Here is a 19,322-nt window from a genome sequence, read left to right as displayed (position 1 = left end):
GCCTGCCCTGTCATCAGCCCCTGGGCGCCAGCGGACTGGCGTTGAAGCAGCGCTGGTAATATTCCGCCACCGTCGGGCGCTCCGCCTCGTCGCACTTGTTGAGGAAGGTAACGCGGAACGCAAAGGCAAGATCGTTGAAGATACGGAAGTTCTCGGCCCAGCTTATGACCGTGCGCGGCGACATGACGGTGGAGATATCCCCCGCGATGAAGCCCGAGCGTGTCAGGTCCGCCAGCGCCACCATGCTTTCCACCCGCTTGCGCCCGGCCTCGTCCTTTTTGGGGTCGATGCCCATCTTGGCCATCACGATGGCCGTTTCCTGCGCATGCGGCAGGTAGTTCAGGGTGGTCACGATATTCCAGCGGTCCATCTGGCCCTGGTTGATCTGCTGCGTGCCGTGGTACAGGCCCGTCGTATCGCCCAGGCCCACCGTGTTGGCGGTGGCGAACAGGCGGAAGAAGGGATGCGGGCGGATGACCCGGTTCTGGTCCAGCAGCGTCAGGTGGCCCTCGATTTCCAGCACGCGCTGGATCACGAACATCACGTCGGGGCGGCCGGCATCGTATTCGTCAAACACCAGCGCGCACGGGTGCTGCAGGCCCCATGGCAGCAGGCCCTCGCGGAATTCGGTGATCTGCTGGCCGTCCTTCAGCACGATCGCGTCCTTGCCGATCAGGTCGATGCGCGAGATGTGGCTGTCGAGGTTGATGCGCACGCTGGGCCAGTTCAGCCGTGCCGCCACCTGTTCGATATGGGACGACTTGCCCGTGCCGTGATAGCCCTGGACCATGACGCGGCGGTTGAACGCAAACCCCGCCAGGATGGCCAGCGTGGTGTCATGGTCGAATTTGTAGGACGGGTCGATGTCGGGCACGTGGTCGGTGCGGACCGAGAAGGCGGGTACCTTCATGTCGCTGTCGATACCGAACACGTCGCGCGCCGAAACCTGCAGGTCGGGGGCGGACACGGCCGAGATGTCGGGAAGCGGCGTACCGTTGGCGTCCGCTGCGGCGGTGATCAGGTCTGCGGGTTCGTTCATCTGCTTTTTCTCGTCCGTCGCTTCATATGTTTTGGCCCGCCAAGGCAGCGCAGGGCGGCATGTCAGGCCGTAAGTATAGGTCCGGCTGTAACGATCGACCAGTGCCGGGTTTCGGCGCGCATGCGATCGCCTGCCCGAAAACGGTGGATGCGCCCGTCATGCGCTGCGGGCCATGTCGTCCTGCCGGGTGGTGGTGGCCAGGTGGGCGCGCACGGTGGCATAGGCGATGTTGATGCCCTTGAACCGTTCTTCCGCCTTGCGGTCGCCGCCATTGGCGTCGGGATGGTGCTGGCGGGCAAGGTCCTTGTACCGGGCCTTGAGTTCGACCATCGACACCGGCCAGCCAAGGTCCAGCACGCCCAGCGGGTATTTCAGCGCCTGTGGCGCTTCCGCCCGGCGGTCTTCTTCCTGCCGCGCCCGTGCGCGGCGGCGCGCGCGGGCCTTTGCCGCCCCCTTCAGCAGGTCCAGCGGGTCAAGCACCTCCTCCTCGCTGAAGACATGGGCGGCGCCGCCCTGTCCCAGCTTCCATGACGGCCGGTTCCATGACGTGTCGGCACGGATATGCGCCTCGATCTGGCCGGGGGTCATGCCGCGATAGAAATCCCAGTTCGCGTTGTACTCGCGCACATGCTGCAGGCAGAACCAGAAATAGCTGTTCAGCGCATCGCGCGAACGCGGGGCGCGGTAACCCGCAGGCTGGTCGCAGCCATGCATGTCACAGCAGCGGTCCGGCGCATCGGGTTCGGGGTCAAAGGCGCGGTGCCGGGTGTTCCTTCTCTTCATCATTGTCGTTATGTGCGCCTGTTCATGCTTCGTGCAAGAGCGAAGCTGTGCAATGAATGATCCCGCTATCATGGAGCCGCCAATGGAACAGCAAGCAACCGGCCGGGCCGGACGGATCGAACGCATCATACGCGAACATCTCGCCCCCGTGGAACTGCGCATACACGATGACAGCGCCCGCCACGCCCACCACGTCCATGTACGGGATAACGGCGTGCAGGCGGGTGAAAGCCACTATAACGTGCTGATTGTCAGCCCCGCGTTCGCGGGTGTGGGCCGCGTGCAGCGCTCGCGCATGGTGCATGACCTGCTGGCGGGGGAATTCGCGGGCGGCATGCATGCGCTCTCACTCGTGCTGCGCACGCCTGATGAGCAGGCGCGGATGGACGCGGCATGAAACCCGCCTTTCCCTTCGCCACGCGGCGGCTGATGATGGGCGGCCTGCTGACGCTGCTGGCCGCCTGCGCGGGCGCCCCCGTGCAACAGCCCGACCAGCAGGCGGACATTGCCCGTGTCGAGGCCTATCTCAATACCTCTGACGGGTTGCTGGCCAATTTCGCGCAGACCTGGCCCGATGGCGGGAAGGGGCAGGGCGTGATGCATTACGACCCGGGCCGCCTGCGGCTGGATTACGAAACGCCGGGATCGATGAAGCTGGTCGCGCAGGACGGGCATCTGCTGTTTGTCGACCACCGCCGCGAATCGGTTACCCGCATGTCACTGGGCCACCAGCCGCTCGGGCTGCTGCTGGACCAGCCCGTTCACCTGTCGGGACTGATCGCGGTCACGGCGGTGCAGCACGGGCAGAACAGCCTGCAGGTCTCGCTGGCGCGGCGTGACAGCGAATCACAGGGAATCCTGACGCTTGGCTTTTCCGATATCGCGGGGAAGCTGTCGCTGCTGGTGATCGAGATGACGGACGTGGAACGCCAGCACATCCGCCTCGACCTGACCGACACCACCGTCAGCGGCCAGAAATGGCCTGACGCGATGTTTACCCTGTCGGCCAGCAATTAGGCGTGTACCCGGCGCGCAGGCTCATGCCCGCACGCCGGGAATCGGGCCGAAGCACTCCGGCCACGTGGCCGCGAGGGCCGCGTCGATTTCATCCATGCTGACATCCCGGCCCAGCTTCTTCAGGCTGGTGACGCCGTATTCGCTGATGCCGCAGGGCACGATTCCGCCAAAATCACCAAGGTCCGGGGCAACATTGATCGCGATCCCGTGCCAACTGACCCAGCGTGAGACGCGCACGCCAATGGCCGCGACCTTTTCCTCGCGCCCCGTGGCGGGATCGACCACCCATACACCAATGCGGTCCGCGCGGCGTTCCCCCTCCACACCGAAATGGCGCAGCGTGCGGATGATCCATTCCTCCAGCGTGTGGACATAGGCGCGCAGGTCGCGCGGCGGCGCCATGCCGTGCGGCCGGGTCAGGTCCAGCATGGCGTAGGCCACGCGCTGCCCCGGCCCGTGATACGTCCACTGCCCGCCACGCCCGGCGGGGTAGGTGGGGTAGCCACGCGGGTTGAACAGGTCCGAATCCCTGGCCGATGTCCCGGCGGTATAGGTGGGGGGATGTTCCAGCAGCCACACCCGTTCGGGCCGCGTGCCGGCGCGGATGCCCCGTGCCTGGGCCTCCATTTCCGCTAGTGCCGTGGGGTAGGGAACCGGATTTGGCGCCCTGTTCCATAAAAACTCGTTTTCAGTCATTGCCCGCGCGCCTTCCATCGGTTATACGCCCCTTCATCGTCATGACGGTATCGCCCAGTCGATCATCGTTGTCACGTTGCGGCCATGGCGGAATGGTAGACGCGCAAGCTTGAGGTGCTTGTGGGGGAAACCCCGTGGAAGTTCGAGTCTTCTTGGCCGCACCAGTTTTTTCCTGAAATCGATGAAAACGGGTCACGCCCCACCAGGGCAGGGCATCCTTTGCCCATGCGCGCTTGTGGCCCGCCGGGTCCTGTCGCCGCGATGCGTGGCGCGACCATATATGCGCGTATGTCATGCATGCACGGCATGGGCCGGTACACGACATGTCATAAAAAAGTCATAATATTTCCGCACAAAAAACCGCTATTGACCTCAGGGGATATGGACATCCTGGCAACCCGATGCCATGCGTGGGTGATTACAAAACGTGTCGTACCGATGCCACAGGCTGGCATGAGGGAAGAATCGTGATTTAAATCATGTCTGGTCCTGATAAGGCACGCTACATCATTGCCATCTGGCAACGCCCCGCCACCTGTTTTCATTATGAAAATGGGCATCACACGGTATTGCCTGTTCCTGTCATGCATCTTGAGGTAAACATTAGTGATTAAGCCCCTTAAAAAAGCCGTATTGCCGGTTGCCGGCCTTGGAACGCGCTTTCTGCCCGCCACCAAGTGCGTGCCCAAGGAAATGCTGACTGTCGTTGACCGTCCGCTGATCCAGTATGCAATCGATGAGGCACGCGAAGCCGGGATCGAGGAATTCTGCCTCGTGTCCAGCCGGGGCAAGGATTCGCTCATCGACTATTTCGATATCGCCTACGAGCTGGAAGACACGCTGAAGGCCCGCAAGAAGACCTCCGCGCTGAAGGCGCTGGAAGCCACCCGCGTCACCCCGGGTTCCATGCTGTCCGTGCGCCAGCAGGAGCCGCTGGGCCTTGGCCACGCCATCTGGTGCGCGCGTGAGTTCATTGGCAACGACCCGTTCGCCATCCTGCTGCCCGATGACGTGGTGCAGAGCAAGAAGTCGTGCATCGGCCAGCTGGTTGAAGTCTACAACAAGACCGGCGGCAACGTGCTGGCCGTGACCGAAGTCCCGCGTGAGCAGACCGGCAGCTACGGCATCGTGGATATCGGCAAGGACGACGGCAAGACCGTCGAGGTCAAGGGCCTGGTTGAAAAGCCCGACCCGAAGGATGCGCCCTCCACCCTGTCCGTGATCGGCCGCTACGTGCTGACCGCCGACGTACTGAAGCATCTGGCCAAGCTGGAAAAGGGCGCGGGCGGCGAAGTGCAGCTGACCGACGCCATGGCCAAGACCATCGGCCACGTGCCGTTCCATGGCTATCGCTACGAAGGCAAGCGCTTTGACTGCGGCAGCAAGATCGGCTTCCTGGAAGCCCAGATCGCCTTCGCGCTGGAGCGTGAGGAACTGGCCCCCGGCGTGCGTGAATTCCTGACGAAGTACAAGTGATTTTCAGGCACCGTTTTGATCCGACCAGCCTGCGGGAATATGATATCCGCGGGACGGTCGGCAAGACATTGGGACCTGAAGACGCCTATGCCATCGGCCGCACGTTCGCAAGCGTCGTGGCCGGTGAGGGCGGCAGGACTGTCGTCATCGGATATGACGGACGCCTGTCATCCCCCGCCCTTGAGCGCGCCCTGGTCGAGGGGGCCATGGCGTCCGGCATGGACGTGGTGCGCATTGGGTGCGGACCGACGCCCATGCTGTATTTCGCCTCCGCCGACCTGAACGCGGACGGGGCGGTCATGGTCACGGGCAGCCATAACCCGCCTGACCATAACGGTTTCAAGATCGTGCTGGCCAACAGGCCGTTCTTTGGCCCCCAGATCGCAATGCTGGGGCAGATGGCCGCCACGGGCACTGTCGTGGCGCAGGCATCCGGCACCACGCGGATGGTGGATGTAAAGGCCGCCTATATCGACCGGCTGCTTCGCGGCCGCGAAAATGATACCCGCGCGCTGAATGTCGTATGGGATTGCGGCAACGGGGCCGCAGGCGATGTCGTGTCGCTGCTGGTCAAACACCTGCCGGGACGCCACCGCGTGCTGAACGGCGCGATTGACGGCCGTTTTCCCGCCCATCACCCCGATCCCACCATACCCGCGAACCTGCGGCAGCTGATTGCGGCCGTCCGCCACGACGGGGCCGATCTTGGCATCGCCTTTGACGGGGATGCGGACCGCCTTGGGGTGGTGGATGATACCGGCGCGATCGTGTGGGCGGACCAGCTCCTGCTCATCCTTGCCCGTGATATGCTGCGCACCCGGCCCGGCGCCACCATCATAGCCGACATCAAGGCCAGCCAGGTGGTGTTTGATGAAATCGGCAGGGCAGGCGGGCGGCCCGACATGTGGAAATCCGGCCATTCGCAGATGAAGGACAGGATGGCGGAGACCGGCGCGTTGCTGGCGGGTGAGATGTCGGGCCACTTCTTCTTTGCCGACAGGTGGTACGGGTTTGACGACGCGCTTTATGCAGCCCTTCGGCTGCTGGATGTGGCATCCCGGCTGGATGGCCCCCTGTCTGCCACGCGACGCGCGCTGCCCGCCACCGTTTCCACCCCCGAACTACGCTTTGCCTGTCCCGATACGCGCAAATTCGACGTGATTACGGAAGTCGCCGCCCGGCTGGCGCAGGCGGGGGCCACTGTCCGCGATATCGATGGCGTGCGCGTCACCACGCCGGATGGGTGGTGGCTGCTGCGGGCCTCCAACACGCAGGCGGCCCTTGTCGCGCGGGCAGAGGGGGCGACACAGGCGGCGCTGGACCGGCTGAAGGCTGCCCTTTCGGCGCAACTGGCGCTGTCTGGCGTGGCGCTGCCCGATTTTTCGGGGCAGGCCACGGCCCATTGATAAAAAAGAATAAAAGTTTCTGGGTGTGGTCTTTTCCAACACAGCGACGTTTCCCGAAGCTTTTTTGAAAAAAGCTTCACCAAAAACTTTTCCATGTTATCCAGAACGATGCATGGATGCGGCGGATCGCCCGATGCAGACTGTTTTTTGTTGAATGCCAGGCCATGGGGTTTAATAAGACCCGCACCGGTCCGATATGCCGGTCATGATCCCCATGCAGGAACAGCGCGATATAATGGCCACTCCTCCCTTCCGTTCATTTCTTGTGCCGGGGCAACTCGTAAGCCACCCCGATCACCCGGAATGGGGCGAAGGGCAGGTGCAGTCCGCCGTCGGGCACCGGGTCACGGTCACGTTTCCCCACGCGGGCAAGGTACTGGTCGACGCCACGGTCGTGCAACTGACCGCGCTGTCGTAAGGGATCGCCCGCATGAATGTCATCCCGCTGAACGCCCCGCTGCCGGATTCCCATGGCCGCCTGCTGACCTACCTGCGCGTATCGGTCACGGACCGATGCGACATGCGCTGCATCTACTGCATGTCCGAAGACATGACCTTCCTGCCCAAGGCGGAAATCCTGTCGCTGGACGAACTGGGGCGGCTGTGCGCGTCCTTCATCCGGCATGGCGTGCGCAGGCTGCGCGTGACGGGGGGCGAGCCGCTGGTACGGCGCGATGTCATGGATTTCTTCCGGGAAATGGGCGGGTGGCTAAACCGTCCGGACGGGCAGGCCGGGCTGGATGAACTGACACTGACCACCAATGCCAGCCGGCTGGCCGAATTCGCCGACGGCCTGCGCGCCTGTGGGGTGCGCCGGGTCAATGTCAGCCTTGATTCGCTCGATCCCGACCGCTTCAGGCGCATTACCCGGCGTGGCAACCTGACCCGCACGCTGGAGGGTATCCGCGCGGCGCGGGAAGCGGGGCTGGACATCCGCATCAACACCGTGGCCATGGCGGGCGTGAACGCGGATGAATTCGATACCCTGATCGCATGGTGCGGCGAAATCGGCGCGGATCTGTGCCTGATCGAGACCATGCCCATGGGGGAAACCGGCGAGGACCGGACCGATCATTACCTGCCATTATCGGACGCGCGCCGTGACCTGCAACAGCGCTGGACGCTGGAGCCGCTGGCCTACCGCACCGGCGGCCCCGCGCGTTACGCCCGCATTGCCGAAACCGGGCGCCGGATCGGTTTCATAACCCCCATGACCCATAATTTCTGCGATAGCTGCAACAGGGTCCGGCTGTCATGCACCGGGCGGCTTTTTACCTGCCTCGGGCATGAAGGCTCGACCGACCTGCGCGCGCCGCTGCGCGCCGGGGCGGATGATATGGAAATGATGGACCATGTCCGCGCCGCCATCCTGCGCAAGCCGCGCGGGCATGACTTCCTGATCGGACGCGATGCCAACGACCCCGCCCGGATCACGCGCCACATGAGCGTCACCGGCGGCTGAAGGCCCGCACGCATGTTACGGCGTTCCGCGCAACGCATCCTCAAGGCTCATGCCGAACTGCCCCGGACGCAGGGGCTGCGGCTGGGACGGGGCAGGGGACCAGCCTGTCATCATCGCCACGTGCAGGTCCTGATCCAGGCTGCCGTCCTCGCCCACGGGCAGGCGGCCCAGCGCGTCGGCCAGCAGCGCCGGGTGCGTCAGCCCCCGCGCCCGCGTACGCAGGGCGTTCGTCTCCCCCGCGTTACGCAGGTCGGCCAGCAGGCCCATGGGGGTGCGATAAGACAGGTGGATTACATCCGCATCCACCACCGGCAGCGCAAACCCCGCGCGCTGCAGCAGGTACGCGCAGTCCCGCACCCCCGGAAAGGGGGAGATACGCGGCGAAACCCCGCCGCGCTGCGCCATTTCGGCTTCCATCAACGCATGGCGCAGCCCCCCCAGCGTAGGCAGCACCGGCATGCAGGCCAGGAACAGCCCGTCGGGGGCCAGTATGCTGCGCACCTGCGCCAGCACGCCCGGCAGGTCATTGACCCAGTGCAGCGACAGGCAGGCCACCACAAGGTCGAAGCTGTGGGGCGCGAAGGGCAGCCATTCCGCATCCATGCACACGGCAGGCCCCGCATCGGCCGCGCACATGCGCCGCGAGAGGTCGGTCGTGACGGTTGCGACGCCACGGGCGCGCAGCGCCTGCGCCACGACGCCGCGCCCGCCTATGTCCAGGCCCGCGTGAAAAGGGCGGGTGACATCATCCAGCCGGTCCAGCAGGCGGTCGGCCGCCTCCGCCAGCACGGGCCGGACTTGGCCGAGCGTTGCGGCCGCACGGTCACGGTGCAGGCGCACGGCGTGGCGGTCAAATATCTGCGGCACATCCATGCTCATCCCCCCGATGTGCCGCCTTGCCCCGCAACTGCCAAGCCCACGATCACGTGAACGGCATGAACCATCATGCATCCCCGTGGTGGCGACAGGCCGGCGCCCGCCTGCTGGATACGCTCTTCCCGCCACGCTGCCTTGCCTGCGGGGCCGATGTCATGCAGGCGGGACTGTTATGCGCGACCTGTGTTGGCCAGTTGCACCTGATCACCTCACCATACTGCCGCTGCTGCGCCTTGCCGTTTCCATCCCGCGCGGCGGGCGGCGCCACGCTGACCTGCGCCACATGCGCCGAAAACCCGCCGCCATGGCGCGAGGGCCGCGCGGCAATGGTATATGACGACCTGCCGCGTCGGCTGATCCTGCCGCTGAAATATGCGGACCGCACGGAAAATGCGGCGCTGCTGGCGCGTTACATGGCGGCGGCTTCACGGGGACTGGTGGAAAAGGACAGCATTTTCATACCGGTTCCGCTGCACCGAGTCCGCCTGTTCGCCCGGCGTTACAACCAGGCGGCCCTGCTGGCATGCGCACTGGCGCGACAGACGGGGGCGGCCGTCCTGCCTGACGGGCTTGAGCGCCTGCGGGCCACCCCGACGCAGAAAGGCCAGGACAGGGCAAGTCGGCAGGCCATCATGCACGGCGTGATCGGCGTGCGCGGCCACCGCCTGCGCGCCATCGCGGGGCGGCATGTCATCGTGGTGGATGACGTCATGACCACGGGCGCGACACTTGCGGCCTGCGCCAGCAGCCTGCTGCGTGCAGGGGCCGCGCGGGTTGACGTACTGGCCGCCGCGCGTGCCTGTGGCCAGCACGAACAACTATAGGATAAACTGGAAACCCGGACCCGCTCCGCCGTCATGGCCGGTGGGCACATAACAGAACAGGCGAAGGTTCAATGCCGTCTATTGACATCTACACCCAGCCGGGCTGCCCCTACTGCATCCATGCGGTCCGCCTGCTGGCGCACAAGGGGGTGCCCTTCAACGAAATCAATGCCCCGCACGGCACGCCCGAACGCGCGGAATCGATCCGCCGGTCGGGTGGGCGCACCACCGTGCCGCAGATATTCATCGACAATACCCCCATTGGCGGCTGTGATGACCTGGTGGCGCTGGAACGGACAGGCAAGCTTGATGCGCTTCTGGGCAGGGGCTGACACGGCATACGGACGGAGAGGGCATGATCCGGTACCAGCTACGCTGTAACGCAGGCCATGAATTCGAAGGGTGGTTTCCCGGCAGCGCCGCATTCGAGCAGCAGGCCACGCGCGGCCTGCTGTCATGCCCGCAATGCGGGTCGGCGGCTGTCACGCGCGCGCTGATGGCGCCCGCGGTCCATACCGCAGGCCCCCGGCAGGCAAAGGATACATCACCGCAACCCGCCGCCACGCCACCCGGCCATGCGTCCGGGGGAGTGCCCGACGCCATGATCGCTCTGTTACAGAAAATACGCCACACGGTAGAGGAACATTGCGACGACGTGGGCGACCGCTTTGCCAGGGAAGCGCTGGACATGCATCACGGCAGGAGCGAGGCACGCGGCATCTATGGCAGCATGACGCCGCGGGAACAGGCCGAACTGGACGAGGAAGGGGTGGAGGTACACGCCATCCCGTGGGTCCGCCGGGCCGACAGCTAGAGGGAACACGCAAGCGCGCGGCGCGAACACACCGCCGCGTCACGCGCCATGTGGGGGAACGATTGGAAATGCACGACAGCAAAAGCCACAATGGTACGCGCCAGACCGGGCGGGCGGGCGGGCGCATCGGGCGCTGGCTGGCCACGGGCGCGGTTGCCGCCTTATGCGCCATGGCGGCCGGGGCTGCCAGCCTGCCCGCCGCCCGCGCCGCCGAGGCGGAGCCGGACATCATCGGCCGGTGGATGACGAAGGACCATGACGGCGTATTCGAGATTTCGCACTGCGGGAACGAGATCTGCGGGAAGCTGGCCGGCGTGCGCTACACGACCGAAATGCCGCGCGACAAGCGGGGCGAGCCGGAATGCAACCTGCCCATGCTCAACGGCTTCACACCCGACCCGAAGGACACGGGGCACTGGAACGGCCATGTGACCGATCCCGATACCGGACATGTCTACCATGCCAAGCTGTGGGTTTCCCAATCGGGGGACCTGAAGCTGCGCGGTTTCGTGGCCGTGCCTTTATTTGGTGAAACCGAGACGTGGACCCGCTATACCGGCACGATTGGCCCGGCGTGCAAACTGCCCTGAAGGCCCCAGAAAACAATTCTCAACCAATGGGGATGATCCTTATTCCATGAGCTGCAATATCTCCCGCCGTGCGTTCGCCACCGCACTGGCCGCCGCCAGCGTGCCCGCCCTGTCCCGCCGCGCCGTGGCGCAGGTTGCGACCAGGCCACGCACCATCTGCTATATCGGTGGCTATACCCAGCACGGGCCGCCCGGCGGCGCAGGCAACGGGCAGGGGATTTCGGTGTTCGAGATGAACCCCGACACCAGCAGCCTTTCGCCGCTCATGACCTATGTGGATATCGCAAGCCCATCCTTCATGGCCATGTCCGCTGACTTCAGGCACCTGTACGCCCTGAGCGAAATCAACGACTTCAACGCCAATGGCGAGGGCTGCGTCACGGCGTTTTCCGTCAACCGCACCAGCGGGGAACTGACCAAGCTCAACGTCGTGCGCTCGGGCGGGGCCGTGCCCGCGCATCTCAGCGTGCATGCATCGGGCAAATACGTGCTGGTGGCCAATTACATGGGCGGCTCGGTGGGCGTGCTGCCCATCCACCCCGATGGCAGCCTGGGCGACCCGACGGACGTGGTGCACAACACCGGCCCGCGCATGCCCGACCGCGCGGCGGACAACCCGCCGGGCAACTTCGCCATAAGCGATCATTCCAGCGCGCATGTGCACATGGTGGCGTCCGACCCGTCGGGCCGCTACGTGCTGGCCTGCGACGCAGGCCTGGACCGGGTGTATGTCTGGACGCTGGACCTGCATACGGGCCGGCTGGTTCCGGCCAGGACGCCGTTCATTTCCATGACGCCGGGATCGGCCCCGCGCCACTTCTCCTTCAACGAGAAGGGGACGATGATCTACATCCTGGGCGAACAGGATTCGAAAGTGGTCGCCGCCACCTTCAATCCCCAGACGGGCGAAATCGTGCCCCAGCAGACCGTCAGCACCGTCACCCCGCACTTCCGGGGCAGCACGCTGGCGGCGGGCATCCTGCTCTCGCCCAACGGCAAATACCTGTACGTGTCGAACCGGCTGGGTGATTCGCTGGCCAGCTTCCATGTCAATGACGACGGCACGCTGAACCTGGTCGAGGAAATCTGGATGCATGCCGATTACGGCCGCGCGATGATGTTCGACCCCAGCGGCACCTACCTGTTCTGCGCCAACCAGCGCAGTGATTCCGTGACATCATTCAAGGTCAATGCCCAGACCGGGGTGCTGGACTTCACATGGAACTTCACCCCCGTGGGCAGCCCGACCACATTCGCGTTCATGAACACGATCTGACGCCGGGCCAGCCCTGTCGGCGGGGGCGTGGCGTTCAGTCGCGCACCATCGCCGCGATGTAGTTTACCGCCATGTCGCGGCTTTCACGCCAGCCGCCAAGGCCGGGCACCATGCCCGCGATATCGGTTATGCGCAGGCCCGCATGGGCCGCGTACTGCCCCATTTCGGCAGGCGTGATGAACTTGCGCCAGTCATGCGTGCCCACCGGCAGCAGGCGCAGGACGTATTCCGCCCCGATCTTGGCCATGGCCATGGACCGCCACGTGCGGTTCATGGTCGAGACCACCAGCACCCCGCCGGGCCGCAGCAGGCCCCCCAGCATGCGCAGGAAGGCGGCCGGGTCGGTCACGTGCTCGATCACTTCCAGCGCTGAAATCGCGTCGAAGCGCGCGCCTTCGGCCACCAGTTCCTCGGCACTGCCGCAACGGTAGGACAGGGTGCCCGCGGACGGGGGCAGCGGATGGTGGCGCATGTGCAGCCTGCCCGCCGTGATCGCCGCCTGCGATGCGTCCAGCCCGGTCACGTCGAATCCCGCGCGGGCGAAGGCCTCGCTGGCCAGTCCCGCGCCACAGCCAATGTCCAGCAGCGTGCGGCGCGCACCGTCATCCGCCCGTGGCGCGGGCAGGTGGCGCATGGCCCAGCCCGTGCGCAGGTCGTTCATGGCGTGCAGGGGGCGCATCGGGCCGGCCGGATCCCACCACCGGGCGGCGAGGTCGCTGAAATGGGCGATCTCCTCGGGGGCGACGGAATCTGCCGACAGAACGGGCGAATCGTGATGCTGCATGGGTGCACCGCCTTTCATTTGGCTTTCTCCCGCTGGACGCGGAAGCTGGGGAGATGTATGTGACGCGGCTTGCGCATAACCGCAATGCCCCGGATTGGCCAACAGGGCCGCACTCCGGATATGCTGAAGCCCGAGCCATAATGGAGCCACTATTCCGATGTCCCCTACCGTACCACGGATCGTGATGAAATTCGGCGGCACGTCCGTCGCCGATCTTGACCGGATTCGTGCCGTCGCGGAAAAAGTCCGGAAACAGGTCGAGGCCGGGTGCGAGGTTGCCGTTGTCGTCTCCGCCATGTCCGGCGTGACCAACCGCCTTGTCGGCTACTGCCGCGATCTCTCGCCCCAGCATGATGAACGTGAATACGACACCGTCGTTGCAACGGGGGAGCAGGTCACCAGCGGCCTCCTGGCCATCGCGCTGCAGAAACTCGGCATCAATGCCCGGTCATGGCTGGGCTGGCAGATCCCGCTGCGCACGGACGACGCGCATGGCAAGGCGCGTATCGTATCCATAGACGGCGCGAACCTGATCGACAGCATGCAGGCGGGGCAGGTGCCGGTTGTCGCCGGTTTCCAGGGGATCGGCCCGGACGGGCGCATCACCACGCTGGGGCGCGGGGGGTCCGATACCTCGGCCGTGGCGCTGGCCGCGGCGCTGAAGGCGGACCGGTGCGATATCTACACCGATGTGGACGGAATCTATACAACCGACCCCCGTATTGTTACCAAGGCACGGAAGCTGGACAAGATTACCTATGAGGAAATGCTTGAACTGGCGTCCGTAGGGGCCAAGGTGCTGCAGACCCGCAGCGTGGAACTGGCGATGAAGGAGCGCGTGCGGGTGCAGGTGCTGTCCAGTTTCACCGATGGCCCTGCACCGTCGGAAGGGCATCTGCCCGGTTCATTAGTCGTGGATGAGGACGAAATCGTGGAACAGGAACAGGTCGCCGGAATTGCCTACTCCCGGGACGAGGCAAAGATTTCCGTCCGCCAGCTTCCCGATCGCCCGGGCATTGCGGCGGCGGTGTTCGGCCCGCTGGCCGACGCCAACGTGAACGTGGACATGATCGTCCAGAGCACGGGCGACGACGGGATGACCAACATGACGTTCACGATCGGCAAGACCGATCTGGCGCGCGCCATTTCCGTGCTGGAAAGCCACCGGGACGCCATCCAGTTCACGGAACTGCAGACCGATGACGGCGTGGTGAAGATCAGTGTCGTGGGTGTCGGCATGCGCTCGCATGCCGGTGTCGCCAGCACGATGTTCCGCACGCTGGCCGAACGCAACATCAACGTGCAGGTCATTTCCACCAGCGAGATCAAGGTCTCGGTGCTGATCGCGGCCGAATATACCGAACTGGCGGTGCGCGCCCTGCACACCGCCTATGGCCTTGACGCGGCGTGAGCGTGGTGGAGAGGCCAGACACCGCGCCGTCCCCCCTGGCGGACCCCGCGCGCCGGGCCGAGGCCCGCGCCCGGCTTGACCACCTGTGGGGGCGTGGCACGCGCTTCCTTGGCAGCGAATACGCGCTGCTGGCGGGTGCGATGTCATGGGTCAGCGAACGCAACCTTGTTTCCGCCATTTCCAACGCCGGCGGCTTTGGCGTGCTGGCCTGCGGCGCGATGGAACCCGCGCGCCTGGCCGAGGAAATCGCGGCGACGCAGGCGCTGACCACCCGCCCGTTCGGCGTCAACCTGATCACCATGCACCCGCAGCTTGATGAACTCGTGCGCGTGTGCCTTGACGCAGGCATCACCCATGTCGTGCTGGCCGGCGGCATCCCGTCCGGCCCGGTGATTCGCGCCATCAGGGAAGGGGGGGCGAAGGTCATCGCCTTCGCGCCCGCGCTGGTGCTGGCCAAGCGCCTGGTGCGCCTTGGCGTCGATGCGCTGGTGATCGAGGGATCGGAAGCGGGCGGCCATGTCGGCCCCGTCTCGCTGACCGTTCTGGCGCAGGAAATCCTGCCGCATATCCATGACGTACCGATATTCGTCGCCGGCGGCCTGGGGCGCGGCGACGCCATCCTGTCCTACCTTGAACAGGGGGCGTCGGGCGCGCAGCTTGGCACGCGCTTTGCCGCGTCACGCGAAAGCATCGCGCACGGGAACTTCAAGAAAGCCTTCATCCGCGCCAACGCGCGCGACGCGGTGACCTCCGTCCAGCTTGACGAACGCTTCCCGGTCATTCCGGTACGCGGGCTGAACAACGCGGGCACGCGCAATTTCCTCCAGCACCAGGCACAGACGCTGCGCCGTTTCCAGGCAGGCGAACTGACCAAGGAAGCCGCCCAGCTGGACATCGAACATTTCTGGGCTGGCGCGCTGCGCCGGGCTGTGGTGGATGGTGATGTCGAAAACGGTTCCGTCATGGCGGGGCAGTCGGTTGGCATGATCACGGGCGAGCAGCCGGTCGCTGAAATTATCAAGGAGCTGGTCGATCAGGCCATTGACGCCCTGATCCGCCAGGAGGAGAGGGCACGCTACGGATGACCGACGGCAAACGCATTTTCCGCCCCAAGCCCGCACAGGGCGCGACAGCCCCGGCACCCGGCACGACACCCATCGCATCGGTGGGGGACATATTGCGTGCGCGGCGCGAGGAACTGGGGTGGAAACTGCCCGATGTCGCGGCCTGGCTGCGCATCCGCCTGCCGTATCTGGAGGCGCTGGAGGCAGGCCACCCGGGCGAACTGCCCGGCAGCGCCTATGCCGTGGGCTTCCTGCGCACCTATGCCAAGGCGCTGGGCCTGGAAGCCGAGCAACTGGTTGAACGCTTCAAGGTCGAAAGCCGGGGCGCGTTCACCCGGCGGGCCGAACTGTCCTTTCCCGTGCCGCTGCCCGACCGGAGCCTGCCGACCGGGGTGTTGCTGCTTTGCGGCATCGTCATCCTGGTGGGCGCCTATGTCGGCTGGTACAGGCTGACCGGCACGGACGGGCTGGGCCATGACATTCCCGGCAAGCTGACGCTGCCGGGGCTTTCATCATCCACCACCACCGCGTCGCCACAGGTGGCGTCCGTCCTGCCACCGGCTGATGAACGGCCCGAACCGCCGCCGCAGCCGCTTCCCCCGCAGGAACGTGAAGCCCTGACCGGCGCGCCGCCCCCCATGCCGCAGGCCGCGCCGGCCGAACCCGTCCCGGCCACCCCCATGCAGCCGCTGGAAAAAATGGGCGAGGACCGTAACGTGCTGGCCCAGCAGGCCGCGGCAGCCGCGCAGCCCGCCACCCCGGCGGACAGCGTGACCCTGAACGCGACCGCCATGACATGGGTGCAGGTGCGCAAGCCCGGTGGCCCGGTGCTGTACGACCATACGATGCAGCCCGGCGAGACATGGCAGACCCCGCCGGAGCAGACCGGACTCGTGCTGACGGTTGGCAATGCGGGTGGCCTGACACTGGTGGCAGGCGGCGTCACGACACAGCCGCTGGGCCGTAATGGGGAAGTCCGGCACAACATTCCCCTCAGCCCCGCAGCCGTGGCGGACGGGTCAGTCATGCATGCCAGCCCCGCACCCGTCATCCATCCGCCCGCACTTTCGCCCATGGCCGATCCATCGGCCACGGCCGCGACACCGGCAACGGGAAGTGGCAATATTCTCTCTCCGCCCCTCCCGCAGCACATCAATCCGGAGTAGAATGGTCTTTACGGCATGGTCCCCTGATGGTCGCCATGCCGGAAACCGGCATGTAACAGAACCACGGGCCGTGCCACGCCGCCGCTACGGCGGGCCGGGGCACAAACCGCCGCCTTATCTGGAGGGCACATAATGAGCAGCTATCGTCCTTATCAGCACATCGAACGTCGCAAGTCGCGGCAGATCCATGTCGGCAGCGTGCCGGTCGGTGGTGATGCCCCGGTTTCGGTCCAGACCATGACCAATACCCTGACCACCGACGCCGAGGCCACGATCGCGCAGATCCGCCGCGCCGAACTGGCGGGCGTGGATATCGTGCGCGTCTCCTGCCCCGATGAGGACAGCACGAAGGCGCTGGCCGAAATCGTGCGTGAAGTGAACGTGCCCATCGTGGCGGACATCCACTTCCACTACAAGCGCGCCATCGAGGCCGCGAAGGCGGGGGCGGCGTGCCTGCGCATCAACCCCGGCAACATCGGCAGCGCCGAGCGCGTGCGTGAAGTCGTGAACGCGGCGAAGGACCACAACTGCTCCATCCGCATCGGCGTCAACGCCGGTTCGCTGGAAAAGCACCTGCTGGAAAAATATGGCGAGCCGAACCCCGACGCGCTGGTGGAAAGCGCGCTGGAACACGCCAAGATCCTGGAAGACCATGACTTCCATGAATTCAAGATCAGCGTGAAGGCATCCGACGTATTCATGGCGGTCGCGGCCTACCAGCAGCTGGCCGATGTATGCGACCACCCGCTGCATATCGGCATTACCGAAGCGGGCAGCAAGCGCGCGGGCACGGTCAAGTCCTCCATCGGGCTGGGCAACCTGCTGTGGGCGGGCGTGGGCGACACCATGCGCGTCTCGCTTTCCGCCGAGCCGGAAGAAGAAGTGCTGGTCGGCTGGGACATCCTGAAGTCGCTGGGCCTGCGCCACCGTGGCGTGAAGATCATTTCCTGCCCGTCCTGCGCGCGTCAGGGCTTCAATGTGATCGAGACCGTGCAGACGCTGGAAGACCGGCTGGCGCATATCAAGACGCCCATGACGCTGTCCATCATCGGCTGCGTGGTCAATGGCCCCGGTGAGGCGCTGATGACCGATATCGGCGTGACCGGCGGCGGTTCGGGCCGCCACATGGTCTATTCCGCCGGCAAGCAGGACCACACCATGCCCGCGGGCGACATGATCGAGCATATTGTCGATCTGGTGGAAAAGAAGGTGGAGCAGCTTGCCGCCGCCGACGCCCACAATACCCCCGCCGAGGAAATGGCCCGCGAAGCCACCATGTCCACCGCAGACTGAGGATACGCGGCGCGCCACGACCCGGCGCGCCGCCCAACCGGACGGCCCCATGGGGCATGGACCGGGTTCAATGCAGGAATATCGCGTAGTGAGCAGCTTACAGCCCGTTCGTGGCACCCACGACCTGATCGGTGAGGACCGCAGGCGTTTTACCCATGTTGTCGAAACCGCCCGCCGCATTGTCGGCCTGTACGGATTTGACGAATGGGCGACCCCGGTTTTCGAGGATACGCGGGTTTTTTCACGCTCGCTGGGCGATACGTCCGATGTCGTGTCCAAGGAAATGTACACGTTCGAGGACCGGGGCGGCGAATCCCTGACCCTGCGCCCCGAGGGTACGGCCGCGATCTGTCGTGCGCTGGTCACCAACGGCCTGACGCAGTCCCTGCCGCAGAAGGTGTTCTATGCCGGGCCGATGTTCCGCTATGAACGCCCGCAGAAGGGGCGTTACCGCCAGTTCCACCAGATCGGCGCGGAACTGCTGGGCGCCGCCGAACCGCTGGCCGATGCCGAAGTCATCGCCATGGGCCGCGACGTGCTGCAGGCCCTGGGCATCGCGCATGACGTGGTGCTTGAACTCAATACACTGGGCGACATGGCCAGCCGCGATGCGTGGCGGGCCGCGCTGATCAATTATTTCAGCGAACGCCGCGCCGAACTTTCGGCCGACAGCCAGGCCCGGCTGGAACGCAACCCGCTGCGTATCCTGGACAGCAAGGCCGCGCAGGACCGCGCCCTGCTGGCAGACGCACCGATGATCGCCGACTTCCTGACGCCGGACGCCCGGACGTTCTGGGACGACCTGCGCCGGACGCTGGATGTGATGGGCGTGAAATTCCGCGAAAACCCGCGCATCGTGCGCGGGCTGGACTATTACGGGCATACCGCCTTTGAATTCGTGACCGAACGGCTGGGCGCGCAGGGCACCGTGCTGGCGGGTGGCCGCTATGACGGGCTGGTGGCCGAAATGGGCGGGCCTGCGACCCCCGCCATTGGCTGGGCTGGCGGGATCGAGCGCCTGTCCATGCTGCTGGAGGACATCCCGGCGGAGCCGCGCCCGGTTGCCATCATCCCCATGGGGGCGGATGCGCAGGCCGCGGCCATTACCGTCTTGCAGGCGATGCGCGGGGCAGGGATACGGGCGGAAACGTCCTATCGCGGCAACATGAAGCGCCGGATGGAACGCGCCAACCGCATGAACGCAACCCATGCCATCGTCATCGGCAGTGACGAGATCGCGCGCGGCGTGGTGCAGGTCAAGGACCTGGACAACGGGCAGCAGACCGAGGTGCCGATGGATGGCGTGGCCACCTTTCTTATGCCCGGAACACCCAAGAAGGCGTGA

21 protein-coding genes and 1 tRNA gene are annotated in these 19,322 nt (G+C 65.5%); 17 read left to right on the top strand and 5 right to left on the bottom strand.

Annotation, left to right across the window (positions count from 1 at the left end):
- Nucleotides 1-13 precede the first annotated feature (13 nt).
- Both cobS and CFR76_RS03945 read right to left on the bottom strand, forming a co-directional pair.
- Nucleotides 14-1,039: a cobaltochelatase subunit CobS gene (cobS, locus tag CFR76_RS03950; protein WP_110555946.1), complete on the bottom strand. Its 1,026-nt coding sequence runs from the start codon at nt 1,037-1,039 to the stop codon at nt 14-16.
- Nucleotides 1,040-1,195: 156 nt separating this feature from the next.
- Nucleotides 1,196-1,825: a J domain-containing protein gene (locus CFR76_RS03945; RefSeq protein ID WP_110555945.1), complete on the bottom strand. Its 630-nt coding sequence runs from the start codon at nt 1,823-1,825 to the stop codon at nt 1,196-1,198.
- 79 nt (nt 1,826-1,904) lie between these two features.
- Between CFR76_RS03945 and CFR76_RS03940 the strand changes: the two genes are divergently transcribed.
- Nucleotides 1,905-2,219 (top strand): BolA family protein, encoded by a 315-nt coding sequence (locus CFR76_RS03940; protein WP_110555944.1) that lies wholly within the window; start codon nt 1,905-1,907, stop codon nt 2,217-2,219.
- Nucleotides 2,216-2,839 carry a LolA family protein gene (locus tag CFR76_RS03935; protein WP_110555943.1) on the top strand — a complete coding sequence of 208 codons (624 nt, stop codon included), beginning with the start codon at nt 2,216-2,218 and terminating at the stop codon, nt 2,837-2,839. Before CFR76_RS03940 ends, CFR76_RS03935 begins: the two co-directional genes overlap by 4 nt.
- 21 nt (nt 2,840-2,860) lie before the next feature.
- On the opposite strand, the gene lipB is transcribed toward CFR76_RS03935, so the two are convergent.
- Nucleotides 2,861-3,553: a lipoyl(octanoyl) transferase LipB gene (gene lipB / locus CFR76_RS03930; RefSeq protein ID WP_110555942.1), complete on the bottom strand. Its 693-nt coding sequence runs from the start codon at nt 3,551-3,553 to the stop codon at nt 2,861-2,863.
- A gap of 60 nt (nt 3,554-3,613) precedes the next feature.
- On the opposite strand from lipB, the gene CFR76_RS03925 reads away from it, so the two are divergent.
- The 5 genes from CFR76_RS03925 to moaA all read left to right on the top strand — a co-directional run bounded on the left by CFR76_RS03925 (nt 3,614) and on the right by moaA (nt 7,879).
- Nucleotides 3,614-3,699: transfer RNA gene (locus tag CFR76_RS03925), tRNA-Leu, on the top strand.
- 442 nt (nt 3,700-4,141) lie between these two features.
- Nucleotides 4,142-5,011, top strand: coding sequence for a UTP--glucose-1-phosphate uridylyltransferase GalU (gene galU, locus CFR76_RS03920; RefSeq protein WP_110555941.1), 870 nt, complete (start codon nt 4,142-4,144; stop codon nt 5,009-5,011).
- The gene (pgmG, locus tag CFR76_RS03915; protein ID WP_110555940.1) at nt 5,008-6,417 is read left to right on the top strand and encodes a phosphoglucomutase/phosphomannomutase PgmG; all 1,410 of its coding nucleotides are present in this window, start codon (nt 5,008-5,010) and stop codon (nt 6,415-6,417) included. Before galU ends, pgmG begins: the two co-directional genes overlap by 4 nt.
- A 196-nt stretch (nt 6,418-6,613) precedes the next feature.
- Nucleotides 6,614-6,835, top strand: a complete 222-nt coding sequence (locus tag CFR76_RS03910) for a DUF3553 domain-containing protein (RefSeq protein WP_110555939.1) — start codon at nt 6,614-6,616, stop codon at nt 6,833-6,835.
- 12 nt (nt 6,836-6,847) lie between these two features.
- Entirely contained in the window at nt 6,848-7,879 is a 1,032-nt protein-coding gene (gene moaA, locus CFR76_RS03905; protein ID WP_110555938.1) for a GTP 3',8-cyclase MoaA, read from the top strand.
- 15 nt (nt 7,880-7,894) lie between these two features.
- On the opposite strand, the gene CFR76_RS03900 is transcribed toward moaA, so the two are convergent.
- Complete coding sequence (locus CFR76_RS03900; protein ID WP_110555937.1) at nt 7,895-8,758, bottom strand: methyltransferase domain-containing protein; 864 nt, start codon at nt 8,756-8,758, stop codon at nt 7,895-7,897.
- Nucleotides 8,759-8,814: 56 nt separating this feature from the next.
- Here CFR76_RS03900 and CFR76_RS03895 point away from each other — a divergent pair, with 56 nt between their 5' ends.
- The 5 genes from CFR76_RS03895 (at nt 8,815) to CFR76_RS03875 (ending at nt 12,259) form a co-directional block, all read left to right on the top strand.
- On the top strand, nt 8,815-9,579 hold the full coding sequence (locus CFR76_RS03895) for a ComF family protein (RefSeq protein WP_110555936.1): 765 nt from the start codon (nt 8,815-8,817) through the stop codon (nt 9,577-9,579).
- Between the two features lie 71 nt (nt 9,580-9,650).
- The gene (grxC, locus tag CFR76_RS03890; RefSeq protein ID WP_110555935.1) at nt 9,651-9,911 is read left to right on the top strand and encodes a glutaredoxin 3; all 261 of its coding nucleotides are present in this window, start codon (nt 9,651-9,653) and stop codon (nt 9,909-9,911) included.
- Nucleotides 9,912-9,934: 23 nt separating this feature from the next.
- Nucleotides 9,935-10,393, top strand: coding sequence for a DUF1178 family protein (locus CFR76_RS03885; RefSeq protein ID WP_110555934.1), 459 nt, complete (start codon nt 9,935-9,937; stop codon nt 10,391-10,393).
- A 68-nt stretch (nt 10,394-10,461) separates the two neighbouring features.
- Nucleotides 10,462-10,983: a DUF2147 domain-containing protein gene (locus CFR76_RS03880; protein ID WP_110555933.1), complete on the top strand. Its 522-nt coding sequence runs from the start codon at nt 10,462-10,464 to the stop codon at nt 10,981-10,983.
- Nucleotides 10,984-11,029: 46 nt separating this feature from the next.
- The gene (locus CFR76_RS03875) at nt 11,030-12,259 is read left to right on the top strand and encodes a lactonase family protein (protein ID WP_110555932.1); all 1,230 of its coding nucleotides are present in this window, start codon (nt 11,030-11,032) and stop codon (nt 12,257-12,259) included.
- A gap of 34 nt (nt 12,260-12,293) precedes the next feature.
- On the opposite strand, the gene ubiG is transcribed toward CFR76_RS03875, so the two are convergent.
- The gene (ubiG, locus tag CFR76_RS03870) at nt 12,294-13,043 is read right to left on the bottom strand and encodes a bifunctional 2-polyprenyl-6-hydroxyphenol methylase/3-demethylubiquinol 3-O-methyltransferase UbiG (protein WP_110555931.1); all 750 of its coding nucleotides are present in this window, start codon (nt 13,041-13,043) and stop codon (nt 12,294-12,296) included.
- A gap of 157 nt (nt 13,044-13,200) precedes the next feature.
- Here ubiG and CFR76_RS03865 point away from each other — a divergent pair, with 157 nt between their 5' ends.
- From CFR76_RS03865 to hisS, 5 genes are all read left to right on the top strand, one after another.
- Nucleotides 13,201-14,454, top strand: a complete 1,254-nt coding sequence (locus CFR76_RS03865; protein ID WP_110555930.1) for an aspartate kinase — start codon at nt 13,201-13,203, stop codon at nt 14,452-14,454.
- Nucleotides 14,455-14,459: 5 nt separating this feature from the next.
- A complete protein-coding gene (locus CFR76_RS03860) occupies nt 14,460-15,539 on the top strand; it encodes an NAD(P)H-dependent flavin oxidoreductase (RefSeq protein WP_408884350.1) in 1,080 nt (359 codons plus the stop codon).
- Nucleotides 15,536-16,684, top strand: a complete 1,149-nt coding sequence (locus tag CFR76_RS03855; protein WP_110555929.1) for a helix-turn-helix domain-containing protein — start codon at nt 15,536-15,538, stop codon at nt 16,682-16,684. The genes CFR76_RS03860 and CFR76_RS03855 overlap by 4 nt, the downstream gene beginning before the upstream one ends.
- A 132-nt stretch (nt 16,685-16,816) precedes the next feature.
- Nucleotides 16,817-17,977 (top strand): flavodoxin-dependent (E)-4-hydroxy-3-methylbut-2-enyl-diphosphate synthase, encoded by a 1,161-nt coding sequence (gene ispG, locus CFR76_RS03850; protein WP_110555928.1) that lies wholly within the window; start codon nt 16,817-16,819, stop codon nt 17,975-17,977.
- A gap of 88 nt (nt 17,978-18,065) precedes the next feature.
- The gene (gene hisS, locus CFR76_RS03845; protein ID WP_110556070.1) at nt 18,066-19,322 is read left to right on the top strand and encodes a histidine--tRNA ligase; all 1,257 of its coding nucleotides are present in this window, start codon (nt 18,066-18,068) and stop codon (nt 19,320-19,322) included.

The sequence above is a fragment of the Komagataeibacter swingsii genome (genome assembly GCF_003207895.1).
Lineage (GTDB): Bacteria > Pseudomonadota > Alphaproteobacteria > Acetobacterales > Acetobacteraceae > Komagataeibacter > Komagataeibacter swingsii.
The sequence above is the reverse complement of the archived record's forward strand: the minus strand, read 5'-3'. Positions and strand labels throughout refer to the sequence as shown.

Bases quoted from the DNA above. Each gene is read 5' to 3' on its own strand.
- CFR76_RS03875 (WP_110555932.1), top strand. From the start codon at position 11,030: ATGAGCTGCAATATCTCCCGCCGTGCGTTCGCCACCGCACTGGCCGCC.
- CFR76_RS03885 (WP_110555934.1), top strand. From the start codon at position 9,935: ATGATCCGGTACCAGCTACGCTGTAACGCAGGCCATGAATTCGAAGGG.
- ubiG (WP_110555931.1), bottom strand. From the start codon at position 13,043: ATGCAGCATCACGATTCGCCCGTTCTGTCGGCAGATTCCGTCGCCCCC.
- CFR76_RS03945 (WP_110555945.1), bottom strand. From the start codon at position 1,825: ATGATGAAGAGAAGGAACACCCGGCACCGCGCCTTTGACCCCGAACCC.
- CFR76_RS03865 (WP_110555930.1), top strand. From the start codon at position 13,201: ATGTCCCCTACCGTACCACGGATCGTGATGAAATTCGGCGGCACGTCC.
- moaA (WP_110555938.1), top strand. From the start codon at position 6,848: ATGAATGTCATCCCGCTGAACGCCCCGCTGCCGGATTCCCATGGCCGC.
- grxC (WP_110555935.1), top strand. From the start codon at position 9,651: ATGCCGTCTATTGACATCTACACCCAGCCGGGCTGCCCCTACTGCATC.
- CFR76_RS03940 (WP_110555944.1), top strand. From the start codon at position 1,905: ATGGAACAGCAAGCAACCGGCCGGGCCGGACGGATCGAACGCATCATA.
- CFR76_RS03880 (WP_110555933.1), top strand. From the start codon at position 10,462: ATGCACGACAGCAAAAGCCACAATGGTACGCGCCAGACCGGGCGGGCG.
- CFR76_RS03935 (WP_110555943.1), top strand. From the start codon at position 2,216: ATGAAACCCGCCTTTCCCTTCGCCACGCGGCGGCTGATGATGGGCGGC.
- CFR76_RS03900 (WP_110555937.1), bottom strand. From the start codon at position 8,758: ATGAGCATGGATGTGCCGCAGATATTTGACCGCCACGCCGTGCGCCTG.
- CFR76_RS03895 (WP_110555936.1), top strand. From the start codon at position 8,815: ATGAACCATCATGCATCCCCGTGGTGGCGACAGGCCGGCGCCCGCCTG.
- CFR76_RS03910 (WP_110555939.1), top strand. From the start codon at position 6,614: ATGCCGGTCATGATCCCCATGCAGGAACAGCGCGATATAATGGCCACT.
- CFR76_RS03855 (WP_110555929.1), top strand. From the start codon at position 15,536: ATGACCGACGGCAAACGCATTTTCCGCCCCAAGCCCGCACAGGGCGCG.
- cobS (WP_110555946.1), bottom strand. From the start codon at position 1,039: ATGAACGAACCCGCAGACCTGATCACCGCCGCAGCGGACGCCAACGGT.
- lipB (WP_110555942.1), bottom strand. From the start codon at position 3,553: ATGGAAGGCGCGCGGGCAATGACTGAAAACGAGTTTTTATGGAACAGG.
- ispG (WP_110555928.1), top strand. From the start codon at position 16,817: ATGAGCAGCTATCGTCCTTATCAGCACATCGAACGTCGCAAGTCGCGG.